The following is an 18,355-nucleotide window of genomic DNA, read 5'->3' as shown; positions in this document are numbered from 1 at the left end:
TGAATATAACGATAATTTGAATGGGTATTCGAGTAGTGTTTAGCGGCTCACATGGTGAACCTCTAAACGTACTCGAAATGCTCACAGCTGTTCGGCATTTAGAAAAAAATCCAAATGAAAAGAAAAAAGAGAATTCAGTTCAGAGTGACCTCAATGGAACACTCAAGATATACTAGAATGGCAAAATTAAATAGAATGAATTTGGCCGAATTCATCCGAAAAAAACTAGATGGACAACATCTAAATCCTAAGCTGACCGATGAAGATTTAGCTTTAATGAAAAACCTGTTTATAGAATCGAATCGATGGCAAAATATCAGCAATCTTTTCAGAAAAAAAGATCCGAGATTATCATCAGAAGTTGAAAAACTAATTAAAGATTTCAGGGAGATCATAACAAATAATTTCAAATGATGGTGCTGGCACAAAGTATCTCTCATACTTCTGAAAGTATGGAGTACGGATGGAATGAAAAGGAGAAGAAAGCTACCGTTATTTCTCAAAAATATATGATAGCTAATAACCCTAAAGAAGCTACAGAAATGTTCAAGATGGTTCAAGCAAGTAATGTTACCTGTCCTAAAAACACAATCAGTATTGTGCTTTCTAGATCAGCCATTTCTGATAAAAAGTTTAGTACAGACGATTGGGAAAATTATATAACTGACTTGATTGTAGAGTTAAAACTAGAAAATCATCAATACATAGCTTTTCGGCATTTTGATAAAAATCACGACCACGTGCACCTATATGTAAATAGAATCAATTTTAAAGGAAAGGCATTTAATGATTCATTTATAGGATCCAAAGCTGGGGATATAGCTGATCAATTAAATATAAAATATGGCATTGAACGTCCTAAGCAAATTAAAAAAGACAATGAAGAAAAATTAAGAAATCATTACAATGATGACAGGAAATCGATTCATACACACCATGTGTACGTATTAGAATACGTAAAACCTAAATTATTTAGTGATTACGTTAGCGCTTTCGCGAAAGCAGATATAAATGTTGTTGCCATCACAAGTAAGAATGGACATCTGAATGGTTTTAGATATCAAAAGGGTGGATCATCCTTGAAAGCTAGCTTAGTTCACAGATCTATGAGCCTAACTAATCTAAATAAGTCTCTTTTCCCAGAGATAAAATTATCTGAACTGAAAAAACAAAACTTTAAAACTGACGGTGGAAAGTATGGTTCCCAGGCAAATCAAAAACAAATTTTGGATCAGTTAGACAGTTACGTAAAGAGTCATGCCAAAGGAAATACAGAATCAATACAGTACGAATCAAAATCGAATGAGGAAGAAACTTGCCATGCTATCTACTTGCAAAATTTACATATTAGAAACCTGTCTTCAGTTATCAGTGAAGAGGAGTATATCAAAGAATTTGATAAAGTGAATATAAAAGTCACTAAAGTGCTAAGTCCGGACGGCTCGGCCAATGAGTATAGATTTGAGCAATCAGGATTTAGTTTCAAAGGAAGTTCAATACATAGCTCAATGTCTTCAACAAACATTAAAAAATATTTTTTACTCAAAGAATCGGTAAGTAATAGCACTATACTAAAAACCCCAAAGTCAAACCTTCCAAGTCATGAACTTTTCAGTCATAATATGGCTAATAACAGAATGGATATCACGCCTATTCTTAAAACTAGTTCTACGGAAATGAGTATTGAAAAAGGAGTGGATGCAGATTATTCAGAAGGAAGAATCTCAACTGGAACGGAAGTAAATCACAACAGGCAAGATGAAAGATTTGTAGAATGCAGTAAAGTCATTTATATCGAACATCAGCATATTACAAATCAACTACGGGTCAACTGTGAGCATGAATATGTAAACGCTTTCGCGAAAGCTAATGTAAAAGTTACGAGAGTTCAGGATTCCGATGGATCCGTCAATGGTTTTCGATTTGAAAGATCTGGTTTTTCTTTTAACGGAAGTGATATTCACAGTTCAATGTCATTAACAAACATTGAAAAAAGTTTCTCAATTAATGAATTGAGAGGCAACACAGTGACGACAAAAATTTCACAGATAAATTCATCAGATCAAAAAGTTGATCGTGGACAAACCGAAAGTCTCAAAAAAAATATCTCTAACACATTTGTACCTGGTTCTAACAATTCACACAATGCGAAAAGAACTGCCTATAATGGTTATGTAAGCGAAAACGTCTTAGGTAGAGCAGCACCTTCTCAAAAAGGTCGAAATAAAAATTCTGAAGAATGCCTCCAGGCTATTTATCAGCAATATTTAATTCTAGTAGAAAACTTAGAAGTTAGCAGTGAGGATGACTATATAAATGCTTTCGCGAAAGCGAACATCAAAGTAACTAGAGCCTTAAATCACAATGGATCTATAGATGAATTTAGATATGAGTTAGCTGGACATTGTTTTGAGGGTGGGGAAGTTCACAGATCGATGACTTTTGAGAAAATAAAAAATAATTTCTTCATCCCAAAGGCAATCAATAAAGCTCCGATTGATGGATTATCATACAAAAACTCAAGTCAACAGTCTTCCAGCGATCAGTCCTTATCCCAAAAAAGGAAATCTGTTTCACCGTTTTCATCCAATTATAAGAATACATCGAACGAGAGAAGAGCAGCCTATGAAGATTATGAGAATGAGAAAACCTCAGGAAATTCGGAAACAGAACAGCAACCACAACAAAAAAATGTAGAAGAATATCGTCAGGCCATTTACTTACAACACTTGTTTATAATCAACAATATTCAAGTGACAAATGAGGAAGAATATATCAACGCTTTCGCAAAAGTGAATATCAAAGTGACAAAACTGATGAACCCGCGAGGAATTGTGGATGAATTTAGTTTTGGACTAGCTGGACATAGTTTTAAAGGTAGTTCAGTACACAAATCTATGTCTTTAAGAAATATCAGAAATAATTTAGATGCTGATGTAACAAGTTCACCATTGGTAACAAACTCAAATAAATTAACTGCAACTCCGGAGGGATCAATGGCTGACGGTCGAACGATGGATGTCATTGAATCAATTACATCTCAATTCATTCCTAGTTCACCAACAATGCATGACGAATCAGAGGGTGGCATTGATGAGACTTTAGGACACAAGAAAAAACGTAAAAGAGGATTAAAACGATAATTATGGCAAAACAAAACAAGTTAGAAACAGGCCAGGACATCATGGTAGAGAAAATCGATCTTCTTCAAAAAAAGATAGAGGAAATTCAAATACACCAGGCACAGGTTCCTAAGAGTGTAACCATTGATGATATCATGGATAACGTAGATGTTCTTTTGAAAAATTATTCAAATGGGATAATAAATAACTTGAGAATATTCGATAAAAATATACAAGCTGATATAAGGAAAGAATGCAAAGTGAATTCTCAAGAAATTAATGCATTATTAAATGCTACTAAGAATTCTCAACATTTAATCGCAGGAAAGGAAGATCAACTTGAGATGAAACAATTGATTAAGAAAAACTATCATTTGAGCAAAAATTTAGTCGCTTATCTGAATGCAGATGATGGGAAACAGCTGTTAATTAATAATTTCAATATCATTCATGATGGATTGAAATGGTACGGTATTTATCATTTTATATCGACTGTATTGCTCTTGATAATTCTCGTGTCACAGATATATTTCACTAATCACATGCACAAAAAGTCCTATGAAAGAGGTAAAGAAGAAACCAAACAGGAAATTGAAGCATTCTACAACTTCAAACTCAATGAACTCTATGATAACTAATATTATCCTTATCACACATCAGAAAGGCGGCGTAGGTAAATCTACCCTGACTTTTAATCTAGCACTTAACCTTGCAGACAGTGCGAAAGTAGCCATTATCGATTTTGATGCTCAAGGTAGTTTGTTACAGTTGAAATCAACGATAACTACGATGGACATATTGGAAAGTCCAGCAGATTTGGATTCAATAAGCACTTTAGGTTATGACTTCATCTTTATAGACACACCACCATATTTGTCAAATTCATTGCCTCAATTGATAAGTATTGCTGATCTAATCATTGTTCCTACTAAGGCTGGAGTCTTAGATCTAATGGCTATTAACAGTACAATACTTATGATTGAAGAGAGACGACGTCTAGATAACACATTAATTGTTTTAAGCATGGTAAAGCCAAATACAACCTTGACCCTAGACGTCTTGATTGAATTGAATAAATACGATGTTCATGTTGCCAAAACACAAATCAGTGATTTGGTATCATTTACTAGGTCTGTCGTTCGTTCTGGTTTAGGCAAAGACTTGAAGGCAAAAAATCAAATAGATAGTTTAACCAGAGAGGTATTAGCAAAATTACTATAATACTAGATTTATACAGTTCTAGATTTCTCCAAAACTAGACCTCTACAATTAAATATTAATATAAAACTACACCAATGGAAAAGGATGAAGTCAGTAATTGGATAAATAAAATTAAAGCCAAGAAACCACCAGCAGTTACACAAAAAGTAGTTCCTGTGATACAGGAAAAACCCAAGGACGAAGTTCAATTATCCTGCTATGTGGATAAAGGCTTGATGAAAAGCCTGAAAATGCAAGCCTTAAAGGAAGATGAAACAATTAAAAATATTATAAACAAGAGTATAACCTTATATATCAAAAGCAATGATTAATTTTATCCTAGTCGATTAGATCGATTAATAAAATACATACTGTAAGCGTTTAGCTTGATTGGACCTTTAAAATCGCCAAAATTTAAGTTTCCTCCCCATCAAAGTTTAGCGCCCATGCCATGGCGTGGGCTGTTCTATGATGGAAGGAAGGGTGTTTGGCGATACCTAGAGGTTTCTAGTTCAGTTCCACGCTTCTTGCTTTTGATTTATGAAGTCACCTCATAAATCGCCAAAAATGAAAACAATCTTATACGTACTTTATTTTTCCGAACCTGGATGGATTAAAATCGGAATAACTAAAAATCTAAAAAAAAGAATTTCAACATTAGCTTCCGAAATTGGTTACAAAGTCAATCATACAGTTTCAGTCGTTATAACCAATCATTCAGATTCCAATATAAGATTATTAGAACGTAACTTTCTAGAGATAACTAGGGGTTTTGCTCTGAACTGGAAGAGTGGTGTAAAGTTTTCCGGAATGAACGAATTTAGGTCAGGCGAGAGTTTACCGATATTACAAAAATGGTTGGAAGAACAGCAAAATTATAATCTTCAAATTAAGTTTTTTAAGGGTATAGATATTTGTGGTCGATATTATAAGGGAACAATACCTAAATGTTATTTCCCAGTTGATAAATCGGTAAGTGGAGTTTCACCACTACTAATGAATGATATCAATGCTTTTTGCAAAAAAACCAAAATTGATTATGTCGACTTCTTAAATATAGCTCTGTATAAATATGCGGCAGAGAAAGGAATAGACAGAAAAGATTCTTCAGAAATTAAAAATTATGATAACTATTTTAAGACATAAATTATGACAATGAAAAACAAAAATGAATCAAAAATCCTATTTGACTTAAGCACCTGCTTTTTCAACCCAAAAAATGGAAAGCCGTACACCTACGAGCAAATTTGCATACTTCAAGATTATGATGGGCCTCGAACTGATCCTAATGCTATTTTGAAGAATTACGATAATGATTTAGCATTGATAGATTATCTGGATGATAAAGCTATCCGAGAAGCGAATGCTAAACATGAAATACAAGTACAAAAGACCTTGTTTCCAGAGAATTAAACATCAAAAGTTACAAGATGGCATTTAGTTTTATAGATTACTATAATTGTAGTGATCTACAAAACTAGTTAGTTCAAATTATTCAAACTGCTTATGCAATTTTTTGGAATTCTAAAATATTCAGGACGTTCAATCAATTTATTATTTTAAGGAGTCACAAACCATACTTCTCTAGCAAGTCCAAATATTTATCGCTCAGCCGAAAATAATTTCCTAAGGAATATTCTAAATATCCATTTTTACCCTTCATAAATTGCTCTTCAGATGGCTTGTACTTTGTCATTAGATGCTCGTGTAGGTCATCTATAAATTGAAAATAATCCAATACATATTCATACTCAGTAATATCTAGCTTAATATTCAAAGTTTTGCTTTTACAGTCTACAAGGGTTCTATCGTCTTTTATATAGAGATCTTCAAGGGTTCTATCGTCTTTTATATAGAGATCTTCAAAATATATAGCTTTGTCAAGATCATCCAAATTACCCAGGAGCCAAATCACCTTTTCACGCTCTGTGTTCGCTTTTGCTAATTCTATCATGGCGTTTGATGCATGAATAGAACTATCTTTTAAAGTGACTATATTATCAATGTCGCCAATCAAACTGAAGGCTTCTGAATATAATTTATAGTCGAATCTTTCAAACATATCGACTTCCAAAACGAACTTTCTAAAGCCATTGTATCTGTCAAACCAATTGACCAATTCTGACAATTTTATAATTGATGGAAAGTATTTGATGTCATCCAAAGCCTGTTGATACTCTTTTTGTATTTCCAAGTATTTAATGGACGGCTGAAATAATACTTTTTCATCTTCATAACAATAAAAGGCTAAGTCTACCGTCTTTTCTAAATCAGCGAAGTTTGTAAGCTTATTACAAACGTAAATATCCTCTACCGCATTCCCATCTGGAGATTCGAAATAGAGGTCTAAATAATATCCGGTATTAGAAAGAAAAGTCACTCCTTCGCACCCTTTGTTGCAAGATCCACAAATTCCGAAAAAAACATCATCGAAGGAATGGCAATCATTTTTTATAGCTAAATCAAATTTTTCTTCCAATTTAATAATAAACAGCTCCTTGGAAACGTCCATATATGACAATTCATCATCAAGAAGATCTTTGAGCTTAATAATGTCAAAGTTTTTGATTGATTCAATAATATTACTTTTCACAAACCTCCATTTAAATTTCCAAATTATGAGTATTTACCAAATCCAGAAAAATCGATTATATAAATATATCCACGGTCAATTGATTCTTGATTCCATTTAGATGCAAATTTTGTGTCATTTATCTCATCAGATTTTAAAGTCTCCTCATAGGTAGATACATAAACTGCGGAAATGATGAAGCCATAAATACAGTTTGTGTCAGGTAACCTTTTAGAGATCTCCGTGCTTAATTGCGCAATGGTTTGATTGTTAAATCTTACTTCCCAAAAAGTATAGACACTACGTAAAGTTCTATTTAAGGTTAGAACGGATCCAATTTTTATTTTTGAATCAATCAAATCATAAGAGGACTCGCCATACTTACTGGCCCCCCAAAATAATTTGAATTTTTGAATACCTTCCTCTAAGAAAAAGCCATAAGCCTTATCAATCGCTGCTTTTTGATAGGAAAACGGAACATTGTTGTCTAAAGCCTCTTCCCTTTTATGCTTAATTACAGTAAGTTTCCTCTTTGCCCTTGTGTAGGCGACGTAATATAAGCGTCTTTCTTCCTCGAGTATTTCGTCAATCTTTGAAGTATCATTGGTCTTCGCAAGATCAGTGATTGACGATGGTATTAGAACTGCATCAAATTCCAGTCCTTTCACTTTATGCATTGTTGTCAAAACAACTTCTTGTCCGGCAGTCTTATTTGAAACTTTACTAATATTTTTATCATAGATTTTACCGAAGTGACCATCATCCTTAGATGATAAATCCCAAACAAATTCTTTTAATTCCGCATATGTTGATTTTTTCTCATCCCCAAATTCCTTGAGGATACATAGAAACAGGTCCAGTAAGTACAAGTCCCAATTGGATCGTTCCTCCATTTTTTTGTCTCTTAAGGATTTAAACTCCTTTATAAAATCAGTATTTAAATACTCGTCTAATTTTGAGTTCAACGAACTCAAAAAGAAATGGAATTCTCTAGTTTTTACTAATGCCCCCTTCGCCCCTTGAATTCTGATTCTTAAAGTATCGCAAGACAAATCTTGTATCAAATTAAATGCTTTATAAACCTCATTGTTTGACCGAAACATAATTGCGATCTGTTGAAGTTTATTTCCGTCTTGATCGATATAAGAAGTAAGCGATTTTAATTCAGTATTCCAATTTTCATTACCCAGTATTCTAACGGGAACAAAATCAAGTGGAGTAGCACTGTTTGCTCTTATTTTAGGCAATTTGATTTCCTCAGAATTCTTGGATAATAAATCCTGAGCAACATTCAAAATTTCTGGATAGGAACGATAATTAATCGATAAGTGAAGATTAATTGGACGGAATTCATCTTGAAATTTTTTATACAATGGTACTGGACTCATTTGATCACCTTGCTCTGATCTTTCGTAACCATAAATACTTTGATTAGGGTCTCCAATCACAGTCATTTTTAGCTTATTTACAGTACTTAGTTGTTTCAAAAAGCGGAGCCGTTCTCCAGTGATATCTTGAAACTCGTCTACCAACAGATAATTAATTGTACCGATCTTACTCAAAACATCGATATTATTTGTTTTTATTTTATCTATTAGTATTGGAATCCATTTGTCGAAATCAGTGTCATTCAGTGAATCTTCAAGACAGTACTTTGCATATCCGTGGAAAGTGAATACATTAAGACGGTTGATAATCCGGTGGTATCCTAACTTAGCAAATAGCTCCGATAACCTACTTTTCAGCTCTAAAACCACTGCTTTATTATAAGCAAGAATTAAAATTTTTTCTGGCCTTACATTTTCCTCTTGTATAAGCCTTGCAACGCGCAGAGTAAGAGTTTTAGTCTTTCCGGTTCCTGGACCTGCGATAACCTGAAGATTTTTATTCAAAGCCGAATCATAAATTGCCTTCTGATCTGGATTCAACTCCTCTTTCGCCTTTTGAAGCGCTTCCTCTCTAAATGCAGCTAAACTAGGGTGATTACTACCGAAATGCTCATCCATCAGCATCAATATATCAGACTCCTCTTTGCATTGAAAATACCCCACTATGAAAGCTTCTTGTCGTTGATTTGAGATACTAGCTAAACACTCCAATGCCAGTAAACGAAGTAATTTCATCCGATTGACCTTCTTGAATTCTTGCTGAATCTTACTATCTCGATTATTTGTTTCAAGGGCGTCTAGTTTTTCAAAGTTTAAAACTCCCAACTCGATACCCATTGAGGCTATATTTCCATCGCCACGTATGTAACCTAAAGCTCTAGCTATAAACATTATATGTTGAAAATGTCTTTCGGTTCCAATAGATAACTCTAGTTCATTGATTAAATCAATCAAATTGAATTTTTCAACATTATTCTGAAAGTAGTATTCAGCCACGAACTCCACGAATTTTGTCAAGTCTCTAGTGAAAGTCTTTAAAGATTCTGTATTTAGAACTGTATTTTTATTTCCATTGTATAAAAGATTAATAGTTGAAGCTTTACCCGTATGCTTATCAATTTTAATTGTCGATTTGTGCTTTACACCCGGTAAAAAGCTCAAAATTCTGAAAGCAAATTTTGCTCTTTTAGTGATAAAATCCTCTATTAATTTTGCTCTTAAGTCTTTGGCAGTGTAAAACAATGGATTTGTTTGAATACTGCTACTGAGTTTAGGTTCTTTCCAATTTAAGTTTTTTATTATAAAAATATCGGAAACAACTTTCCTACCTAAATCTTCGATTTCATCAGAAGTAAATGCCGTCTCTTTTCCAAAAGGAACAAGTTCAATTAGTTTCTGAGCCAGATTCATTGTCGCTAAAATAGTAGGATGATATGCCGGGTAATTTCTTTTCAATGACGCGCTCCTAAGCTTAGTTACTTCGAACTTTATATTTCTATCGATTTTAAACATTCCAGAATTTTGACCTAGGAACAGTATTCTCATTACCTCGCTTTTCCTATTTTCAGCAATGAGGTGCTTTAGACTTTCCATACCAATCATGACCTTTTCAGAGTTTTCTGGTAATGATTTTAATCTTAAAATCTCATTTTGTATGAGCTGGGCTTTATCTCTATCAGATGAATTTTTAAAGATTTTAATATTTTTGGTTTGATCGAGAATTATCAAAAACGGGAAGTGTGTAGGGGTATATAAACCTAACGAAACTCTACCAAGTTTCTCAAGCCAATAGAGGCATACACGTAGAAATGTATCTTTATTAAGAACTTCATCGTATTTTTCATCATTATCGATAAGATCTAATGGTAGAGGAAACGGGTTCTCAATTGTACTTTCAAGATCTCTGAATTGGGATATATAATTAATGATAGTATTAAAAGCCCTACCTAGATCTAACCACGTAATTTGGTTCTTATGATTACGATCTTTTAATTTAGCAAAATCATCATTTGTTAAAAGGCATTTTGTTATAAGCTTTTTAGAGTCAGAATATCCTGCGGCATTGAGCAAATTTGGGTCCCTGCCAGCTCTACCTATCTCTTGTAAGAAATCTTCAAATGTAGCCGATGGTCCTATGTGAAAGACAAAATGAATATTTTTAATATCCATTCCCATTCCGAATGCCTTCGTTGCTATTAAAATATCAAGCCGATCATTTTTATAGTCTTCATACCTTTCCTCTCTTTGAATTGCATCTAGCCCAGCATGGTAAAATTGTGTTCTATTAGCAGAGGGATGCTTAGATTCAATGAGGCAAGAGTTTAATTCCTTATTCGCCTCCTCGCAACCATTACGCGATCCTACAAAAATTAAAACTTTACTTTTAGAAGGGTCAAAATTGTTGCTCTTTAGTACTTTCACGACTTCATTTATTCGCTCATCATCAGACCCTACTCTATCGAATGATAATCCAATATGCTTTCTTATGGGGTTGGTCTGAGTAAGGTTTCTTTTAAATTCAATCATTGAAAATAGTTATAAAGTCTTCATGAATCTTTTCTGAAACAGTTGCCGAAAATAATAAGAGAGGAGTGTTGTTGTCCGATAACCTTTTTACCTTTTTCAATTGTTGTGCACAATTAAAATAATCAGGTCTGAATTCGTGTCCCCATTGAGAGACACAATGCGCTTCATCAAAAATCATATACTCGAGCCCTCCATCTTTCTGTATTCTAGATTCCAAAGCTTTTATAAAAGAACGACTTCTAAAACGTTCAGGTGTGATGAATAACAGCGATATATCTCCACTAAACAGAGAACGATAAATGATAGGTGCATCAGACTTTCTATCGCTATTTAGATATTCAACATTACCAAAAAACCCTTTGTCCCACAATGCCAAAACTTGGTCTTGCATAAGTGCTTTGAGCGGAGTAATAACTATAGAAAGCCTATTAGTGAACATATTCCTCAACAACGCTGGAGCTTGGAATAATAATGACTTACCGCCACCGGTTGGCAGGGTAACCAAAACATCAAGTTTACCAGGAATAATCCAGTCGAGGTATTCATGCTGTTCTGGTCGCCATGTACACTCTTTTGGAAGAAATATATTTGAAAGTATTTCTTTAGATTCCTCTATACTGAATGGTAATTCATCAATTTTTTTTGGGCCAGCAAAAAAAACTTCGGCTTTTTCAAGTTCTGATTCGTAATCTACCTTAGATAGCCACAGATTTAATTTAAAGTTTTTCAGGCTCCAAGTCTTTGCTAGATTAGGAAAATCGTTTATTCTTGGATCTAGAAAAAATAAAATATTTTTTGAGTCATTATCACTAATAAGTAACCGCATGAAGTCAATTTGACTTTTATAGAGTTGTAGCCCTAAATAATAATTGTGACTTATTTGCTTGTTATCAAGAATATCTATAATTACTGTATCATCATCATCATTTATTGTAGTTGTCTTAAACTTATCAGCGAGTATTTCTTTTATATCGCTTTTTTTTAACGAACTAAAAATATTTTCAGTCAGCATAAATGAGTCAATACAGATTGTAAGATGTCTTATGTAGTTCGCTTCTAAAATGGCCGATAAACTATCTAGTGGTTCTATCAGTAATTTGTTGTTTGAAAAACTATTATGTAATATTTCCAGTCTTCTAGACAGTCTAGGAAACTTATTTTGATCGATAACAAAATATCCTTCAGACCGAAAATATTGTTGTAATGCTTGTATTTCGTTCTTGTTATTGACTAGAAGTACTATGTGCTTGTTGACTTCAAATATCTGTTTGACTATCTCTTTTATGGCAATCCAGTAAGAAGATCGGTAAAGCGTGTCAGGATTTAATATTTCAAGATAATTGCCGTAATTGTTAGCTAAAGTGAAATTTACATAATGTGCGCTGTCATTATAAATAGAATTATTTTCAGGGTGGACCTCGACAATGCTATCTATTCCAGTTGATTTAATTTTTGATGTAATATTTTCCTTCCTGTAGATTTCATAAGTGTTGAAACCACTTTTTTTTATCCAACACCTTTCATTGTTAGCTTCTTCCTTTATACCTAATAGATTACATTCTTTTTGACTTAAAACTGTATAGCTTTGAGCTCCAGAAAACCGCATCCATATTGGATTTTCATTACCAATGCTGCTCAATTCTTTCAAGTCAAGTGTTCTTAATAATTCTTTTTGGACGTTATTTACATAGTCCGGATATAACAAGATTGCCTGATGTGGTTTAATTGAAAGTTCCTTGAACGTATTTCTATTTAAGGAAGTAGGGTCAACAAAAAGAAAACTCTCCTTATCCCAATCTGGGGTTTCTAGGTATTTAGAAATGTCTAATACTTCGTGCTGTAGTTTGTTGTAAGTGTATGGAGATAAATTCTTTAAAAGAGGTTTTATATTAATCTTAGCACAGAAATTATAAAAGTGCAATACCGACAACTTAACCCAATCCGATAACTCATCCGAGTTTTTGATGGAGTTTTTATTTAATAAACATTCATCATAAGGCAGATTGTCAAGTCGATAGATTACAACCGGTAATGTACGGAGTATGTACTTTCTTATTTCTAGAGGAGCAATTATTACAGTACATAGAGATTCTGATTGATCAAGTAGATCTTTCAAATCTCTAAGCGTACCTAATTCAAACTTTTCAGGCTTAAAATAAAGGTTCTTTTCGGCTTCAAGTTGTGAATTACTAAGTAAACGGACAAGTTTATCTTGCCATATAAGGTTAATTTTACTTTTAAAATGCTTTGGTAAACAATCTATTATTTCATCCCGATATTCAGCTTCTAGTATGACAATCCTGCATATTTGATTGTAAAATAAGTTCAATGTTAATTCAGCATCATCCTTTGCTTTATGGCTTGTTACCAAGGAATAGCTCAGTAAGTCTGGACTCAGCATGGTTTCCATTCTCAATGTATCCCAGACAATGGATAAGTCTATGTTGCAATTAAATGTTTCTAATATGGGGATGTCAAAATCCAAACAATTGTGACCGATTATAATGTTTTCAGGAGAATTGCAAACTGTTTTAAAAAGTTCAATTTGAGCCTCTGCGTCATCTAAAAAATAGTTCCAGTCCGAATCTACATTCCAGGCGATCTCTGAGACATTCTGTCCGTCGCTCTCCAAATCAAAACTAACAGGATTAAAAATTGATTGTATCAGATGTATACATGACGCTTTTAACTTCCTACCAAAATTCAAGTTAGATCTATCTTGAACAAGAGGGGCTATCGCTCGAAAATCTTTCTCAGTGACCAGCTCAATAATTCTATTTTGAATTTTTACTGGCTCATCCCCAAAGTATTTTAATGCAAAATTTCTTTCAAAGGGAAATTTTTCATCTGATTTCCATAATTGATATCGACCTTCATCATCAAGAATTGATGTTAATTTGGATTCCAATTGACCAGAATTTGGAGATTCAAACTTCCGGATTAGGGCGGCCAGTTTCACATAGTGCCGATAATCAATAATTTTTAGGCTAGTTATTATGGATTGAAGCTTTATTTCGAACTCTTCAATGTGGTAAAAATTTATCTCTGAATTTGATGGTATTGAGAATCCATTCTCTTCTAACAGTAACAATATATCAATTAGATAATCTTGAAAAAAAGGAGTGGGAAGATCTTTATCAATCCAGCATAATATCAATATACGTTCAAGATTATTGTTTTTAAGCTTACTATAATCTATGAATTTAGGAAATAAGTTATTCCACCATGCTAGGATATCTAATATTTCTTTTTTATCATTTTTATTAGAAATTTCACGAAGTTGTGTTTCTAGTTTTTGATGTAATAAATCATCAGCGTCTTCCAAATGCGTTTTAGCCAGAGTAGCATAAACTAAATCGATACTTGAAAGTTCGGGTGTCTCAAATATCTTTTCATATTGGCTTTTTAATTTTTCTCTAAAGCCATAGAGCTCAAGTTCCATTTGGACTACAACAAACTTAAAAGTTCTATTACCTAAAAATATTCGGAGTCTATATAATTGGCCATCACTGAAATCCTTTAAAATGGCGATCGGTTTTTCAAAAACATAAGGCTTATTAAATGAGTTCCATTCAATAAATGTAAGCTCATTGTTAATATTAGAGATGGTACCTATAAAATATTCCTTATCTATTTTATATTTTTTAACTCGGCTCCTTTTGTATGATATATCCTTAAGTTGTACAATTTGAGTAAGGTGTAGAGTGTCAAAATTCTCAACCTTTACTCCTTTCTCTCTATCCGTATTAAAGTTAAAACTAAGCGTCTCTTCAAAGTTTTCGATTATTCTTACAAAAGCATGAGATTTATCTTCAGCTACATACTTTACATACCCTAAGATTGGTTCTGTTTTGAAATCTACAAGGACTTCTGGTAGCTTTGTAAAATCTTTGATAACAGTAGTATTATCCAGAATAACTTTTGGGCTAGCAGTTGATAGCGATTCTTCTTCTATTGGAATCTTCTTACCTCGATATTTTGAAGCAATTTTTATCCACTTTTCTGGAACTACCTTAATTGCTCGAATACTTGAGTCCATTTCGTACTCTTCCAACAACTTTTTTAATGTTGAAGGGTTTAAATCAAAATATTTATAATACTCGTTAATTTTCAATTTAATAAAATTTGTAAACGGTTAAGATTAAGATAAAGGCTACACCAATTATTTATTCTGTTTCTTATATCTTGAAAGTCCTTTATAATCAAAAGGTGCTTTTGTAGAATAATTATAAATAGACTCGAGACTGATTTCATGGAAAGCGATAAGTTATTTTTAGAAAATTGAAAATATTTATATTCAACCTACCTATTCTTCTTAAAATTCTCGGCTTGCTCAAAAATATCTTGATAAACTTCATCTCGCTCGACAGGTGGGTAACCCCACTTATCTAGCAATAATATCAAGCCAACTTTCAAAGCTGCTTTGATATCATCCCTAGTACTCCAGTCTGGATATTTGACCTGAGAATCTACTAATTCTTTAGTTTCCTTAGCCAGCTCTATCAATTTGTCATCAGGGTAGTTAAAGTCATATTTCTCGCAAAGTGATTTCAAAATATCGTAAAATGCTTTTTCTTCAAAGCTGATTCCCATTTCATCACCAGATTCAAACTCCTCCTTTATTTTCCAAATCAACTCTGTAATTTCGTCTGCAAATTCGTCCATGGCTTCACTACGCCAAGTATCCTCTTTTCGTTCATTATAGCGCTGGACTAAGGCTTCCATTTTCTTACTAAAGTCAACCCCTGCAACTTTGTTGTTCTTCTTTAATTCACCTATTGCTTTGGCGAGAAGTTGTTGCAGCAACTTGATTTTTGTATTTGGTAGTTTGATCTTGTTGATCTTTGCTATATAATCTTCATCAAACAGATCGTATTCTGAGGTATCGCCTTCACCTATTTTGAAGATTTCGTGAACTCCATCACTTTCTAGCGCGTCTTTAATCATCTCCCGTACCTTGGCATTCATTTGTGCAGTATCTGGAGCGTTGCCTTTAGTTAGTTTGAAAACTATACTTCGTATAGCTAGATAATAGTGAATGTAGTCACGCTCGGCTTGTTTTACCTTTTCGCTACCACAACAAATATCATATGCCGCTTTAAGACGTTTGGCTATATCCATGAAGCGCTTCTCCTTCTTTTCTTCCTGCATTACAAATTCTGACGCCTTATTCAAGGTCAGTAGTTGCTCCATAGGTAAACCTGTAAAATAGGCCTTGCTATCAAAAGTGTGAAAGAATCGAGACAGAAGGTCTAGCATGTCGCGCATGGCCACGAGTGACTTTTCAACTTCCTCCATGTTATCCTCCTCGCCTTCTCCATACTTTTTCAAAGCGATATTCATTCTCTTTTTGATGCCTATGTAATCGACAATCAGTCCCTTTTGTTTACCAGAGAATTTACGATTCACACGTGAGATGGTCTGGATCAGATTATGTTCCTGTACCGGTTTGTCTATGTAGATCGTATCTAAAAACGGAACATCAAAACCAGTAAGCCACATATCGACAACGATAGCTATCTTGAAATTAGATTTCTCATTTTTGAATTGTCGATCCAATTCTTTACGATAATCTTTAGTTCCCAGCATATTATAAAGCTTTTTATCATCGTCCTTATTCCTGGTCATGATAAGCTTTACCCGTTCCATAGGTTTGATTTCCTTCTTTTCTTGCTCGGTTAGTTGGGCTCCTTCTTCAGCAACTTTGGTTTCTGCCCACTCAGGTCTTAATGCGATGAGTTCTTTATAGAAATCATATGCGATTTCTCGACTGCTGCTCACGAACATCGCTTTGCCTTTTACAGTGGCACCCTCCTTAACTCTGGTTTCATAGTGGTTTACAAAATCCTTCGCCACTTCTTTTAGACGATCAGGATCGCCTAAAATCGCTTTCATACTGGCGCTTTGCTCCTTGCTGCGCTCCACTTGATAAGTGTTTGCTCCAGCCTGCTCTGCTTCTTGATAGTATTGTTCAATATCCAGCAGCTTGCTATTTTTCAAATTGACAAGAGCGGCTCGTCCCTCATAAACCAATCGAACGGTAATTTCATCTCGAACAGACTCCGTCATGGTATAAACATCTACTACTTTTCCAAAAACATCTAGAGTAGCATCTACTGGCGTACCTGTAAAACCTACATAAGTAGCGTTAGGGAGTGATTGATGCAAATAATAGGCAAAGCCATACGTTTTTTTGACTCCTTCTTCTGTGACCTTTATGGTTTGATCTAGATTGGTTTGACTGCGGTGCGCCTCGTCGCTTATGCAGATCACATTGTTACGATCCGTTAGGATTTTAGTATCCTCTGTAAACTTATGGATGGTCGTTAGAAATACACCACCGCTTTCTATCCCTTGAAGTAGCTCTCTCAAATGCAATCGGCTGTTAACACTTATGATGTTATCGTCTCCTAAGAATCCTTTTGCATTCGTGAAATCCTCTGAAAGTTGATCATCTAGATCGGTGCGATCTGTTATTAAAATAATAGTAGGGTTATTGAAATGAATACTCTTCATCAATAGCCTGGCTAGATAAAGCATGGTAAAACTCTTTCCACTACCAGTGGCTCCGAAATACGTACCTCCTTTTCCATTACCATCTGGACGCTGTACTAATTTGATATTATCGTACAACGCACGAGCAGCATAGTATTGAGGATAGCGACATACAATCTTCATGTCTTTCTTACTACTATCCGGCATAAAGATGAAATTGCGAGCAATGTCACGCAACCTGTTTTTATGCAGCATCCCCTGCACTAGGGTAAACATGCTGTTGATTCCATCTACATCTGCAGCTAGACCAGCTATACGTCTCCAGGCATAGAAGAACTCATAAGGCGCAAAGAAAGAACCCGCTTTGTTGTTTACTCCATCACTAATAACGCAGAATAAATTGTATTTAAAAAGCGACGGAATATCTCGGTCGTACCTAGTAGTAATTTGTTTGAAGGCGTCGTGAATCGTACAATCCTCCTGAATGGCTGTTTTGAATTCAAAAACCACTAATGGCAACCCATTGATATATAAAATCCCATCTGGGATACGGCCTGCTGGATGATTCTCCACAATCTTCATCTGGGTCACAAACTTGTATATGTTGGCATCCTTGTTATAAGGAGCACCTGGATCTGCCACAACCATATCGACATTTGCGCTATCCACCTGCTCCTCAAGTCCCGCATAATCGATGAGATATACATGAAAATCCTTTTGCGTATAATCTTCCCGCTTTATGATAAACCCATCGCGTAAACGCTTCATGATGATTTTATTGGTCTCATAAAGGTCGGAGGCAGGCAATCGTTTTAGATCAAATAGAATGGTTTCTATTTCTCCTTTGGTGATATTCTTATGAGCATAACGTTTGTGCAAATAGGACCATAGATCTTCTTCAATGAGAACATCCTCGGCAGTTCTATTTAATTGTTCGCCTAAGACATGCACATATCCTTCTTGAGCGATCAGCTCGGCAAATGCTTGTTCTAATTGTGCTTCTGTGAATTTTTGCATACACTGATTTATATTTCGCTTTCGCGAAAGCCTAT

General features: G+C 34.3%; 11 protein-coding genes. 7 read left to right on the top strand and 4 right to left on the bottom strand.

The window, feature by feature from the left end:
• The first annotated feature begins 114 nt into the window (after window positions 1-114).
• The 7 genes from IQ282_RS13190 (at window position 115) to IQ282_RS13160 (ending at window position 5,735) form a co-directional block, all read left to right on the top strand.
• Complete coding sequence (locus IQ282_RS13190; RefSeq protein ID WP_194852338.1) at window positions 115-414, top strand: plasmid mobilization protein; 300 nt, start codon at window positions 115-117, stop codon at window positions 412-414.
• A complete protein-coding gene (locus tag IQ282_RS13185; RefSeq protein ID WP_194852337.1) occupies window positions 411-3,143 on the top strand; it encodes a relaxase/mobilization nuclease domain-containing protein in 2,733 nt (910 codons plus the stop codon). The genes IQ282_RS13190 and IQ282_RS13185 overlap by 4 nt, the downstream gene beginning before the upstream one ends.
• Before the next feature lie 2 nt (window positions 3,144-3,145).
• Entirely contained in the window at window positions 3,146-3,760 is a 615-nt protein-coding gene (locus tag IQ282_RS13180; protein WP_194852336.1) for a hypothetical protein, read from the top strand.
• A complete protein-coding gene (locus tag IQ282_RS13175) occupies window positions 3,741-4,343 on the top strand; it encodes a ParA family protein (protein WP_228547335.1) in 603 nt (200 codons plus the stop codon). The genes IQ282_RS13180 and IQ282_RS13175 overlap by 20 nt, the downstream gene beginning before the upstream one ends.
• A gap of 74 nt (window positions 4,344-4,417) precedes the next feature.
• Window positions 4,418-4,654 carry a hypothetical protein gene (locus IQ282_RS13170; RefSeq protein WP_194852335.1) on the top strand — a complete coding sequence of 79 codons (237 nt, stop codon included), beginning with the start codon at window positions 4,418-4,420 and terminating at the stop codon, window positions 4,652-4,654.
• 235 nt (window positions 4,655-4,889) lie between these two features.
• Complete coding sequence (locus tag IQ282_RS13165; RefSeq protein ID WP_194852334.1) at window positions 4,890-5,468, top strand: GIY-YIG nuclease family protein; 579 nt, start codon at window positions 4,890-4,892, stop codon at window positions 5,466-5,468.
• A 9-nt stretch (window positions 5,469-5,477) separates the two neighbouring features.
• Entirely contained in the window at window positions 5,478-5,735 is a 258-nt protein-coding gene (locus IQ282_RS13160) for a hypothetical protein (RefSeq protein WP_194852333.1), read from the top strand.
• Between the two features lie 154 nt (window positions 5,736-5,889).
• Here IQ282_RS13160 and IQ282_RS13155 read toward each other — a convergent pair whose 3' ends face one another.
• The 4 genes from IQ282_RS13155 to IQ282_RS13140 all read right to left on the bottom strand — a co-directional run bounded on the left by IQ282_RS13155 (window position 5,890) and on the right by IQ282_RS13140 (window position 18,320).
• A complete protein-coding gene (locus IQ282_RS13155; RefSeq protein WP_194852332.1) occupies window positions 5,890-6,915 on the bottom strand; it encodes a hypothetical protein in 1,026 nt (341 codons plus the stop codon).
• Window positions 6,916-6,938: 23 nt separating this feature from the next.
• Window positions 6,939-10,808: a UvrD-helicase domain-containing protein gene (locus tag IQ282_RS13150; RefSeq protein ID WP_194852331.1), complete on the bottom strand. Its 3,870-nt coding sequence runs from the start codon at window positions 10,806-10,808 to the stop codon at window positions 6,939-6,941.
• Window positions 10,801-14,922 carry a DEAD/DEAH box helicase gene (locus tag IQ282_RS13145; RefSeq protein WP_194852330.1) on the bottom strand — a complete coding sequence of 1,374 codons (4,122 nt, stop codon included), beginning with the start codon at window positions 14,920-14,922 and terminating at the stop codon, window positions 10,801-10,803. The genes IQ282_RS13150 and IQ282_RS13145 overlap by 8 nt, the downstream gene beginning before the upstream one ends.
• Window positions 14,923-15,110: 188 nt before the next feature.
• A complete protein-coding gene (locus tag IQ282_RS13140) occupies window positions 15,111-18,320 on the bottom strand; it encodes a type I restriction endonuclease subunit R (protein ID WP_194852329.1) in 3,210 nt (1,069 codons plus the stop codon).
• Window positions 18,321-18,355: the final 35 nt, after the last annotated feature.

It is taken from the genome of Nonlabens antarcticus, assembly GCF_015356755.1.
GTDB lineage: Bacteria > Bacteroidota > Bacteroidia > Flavobacteriales > Flavobacteriaceae > Nonlabens > Nonlabens antarcticus.
The sequence above is the reverse complement of the archived record's forward strand: the minus strand, read 5'-3'. Positions and strand labels throughout refer to the sequence as shown.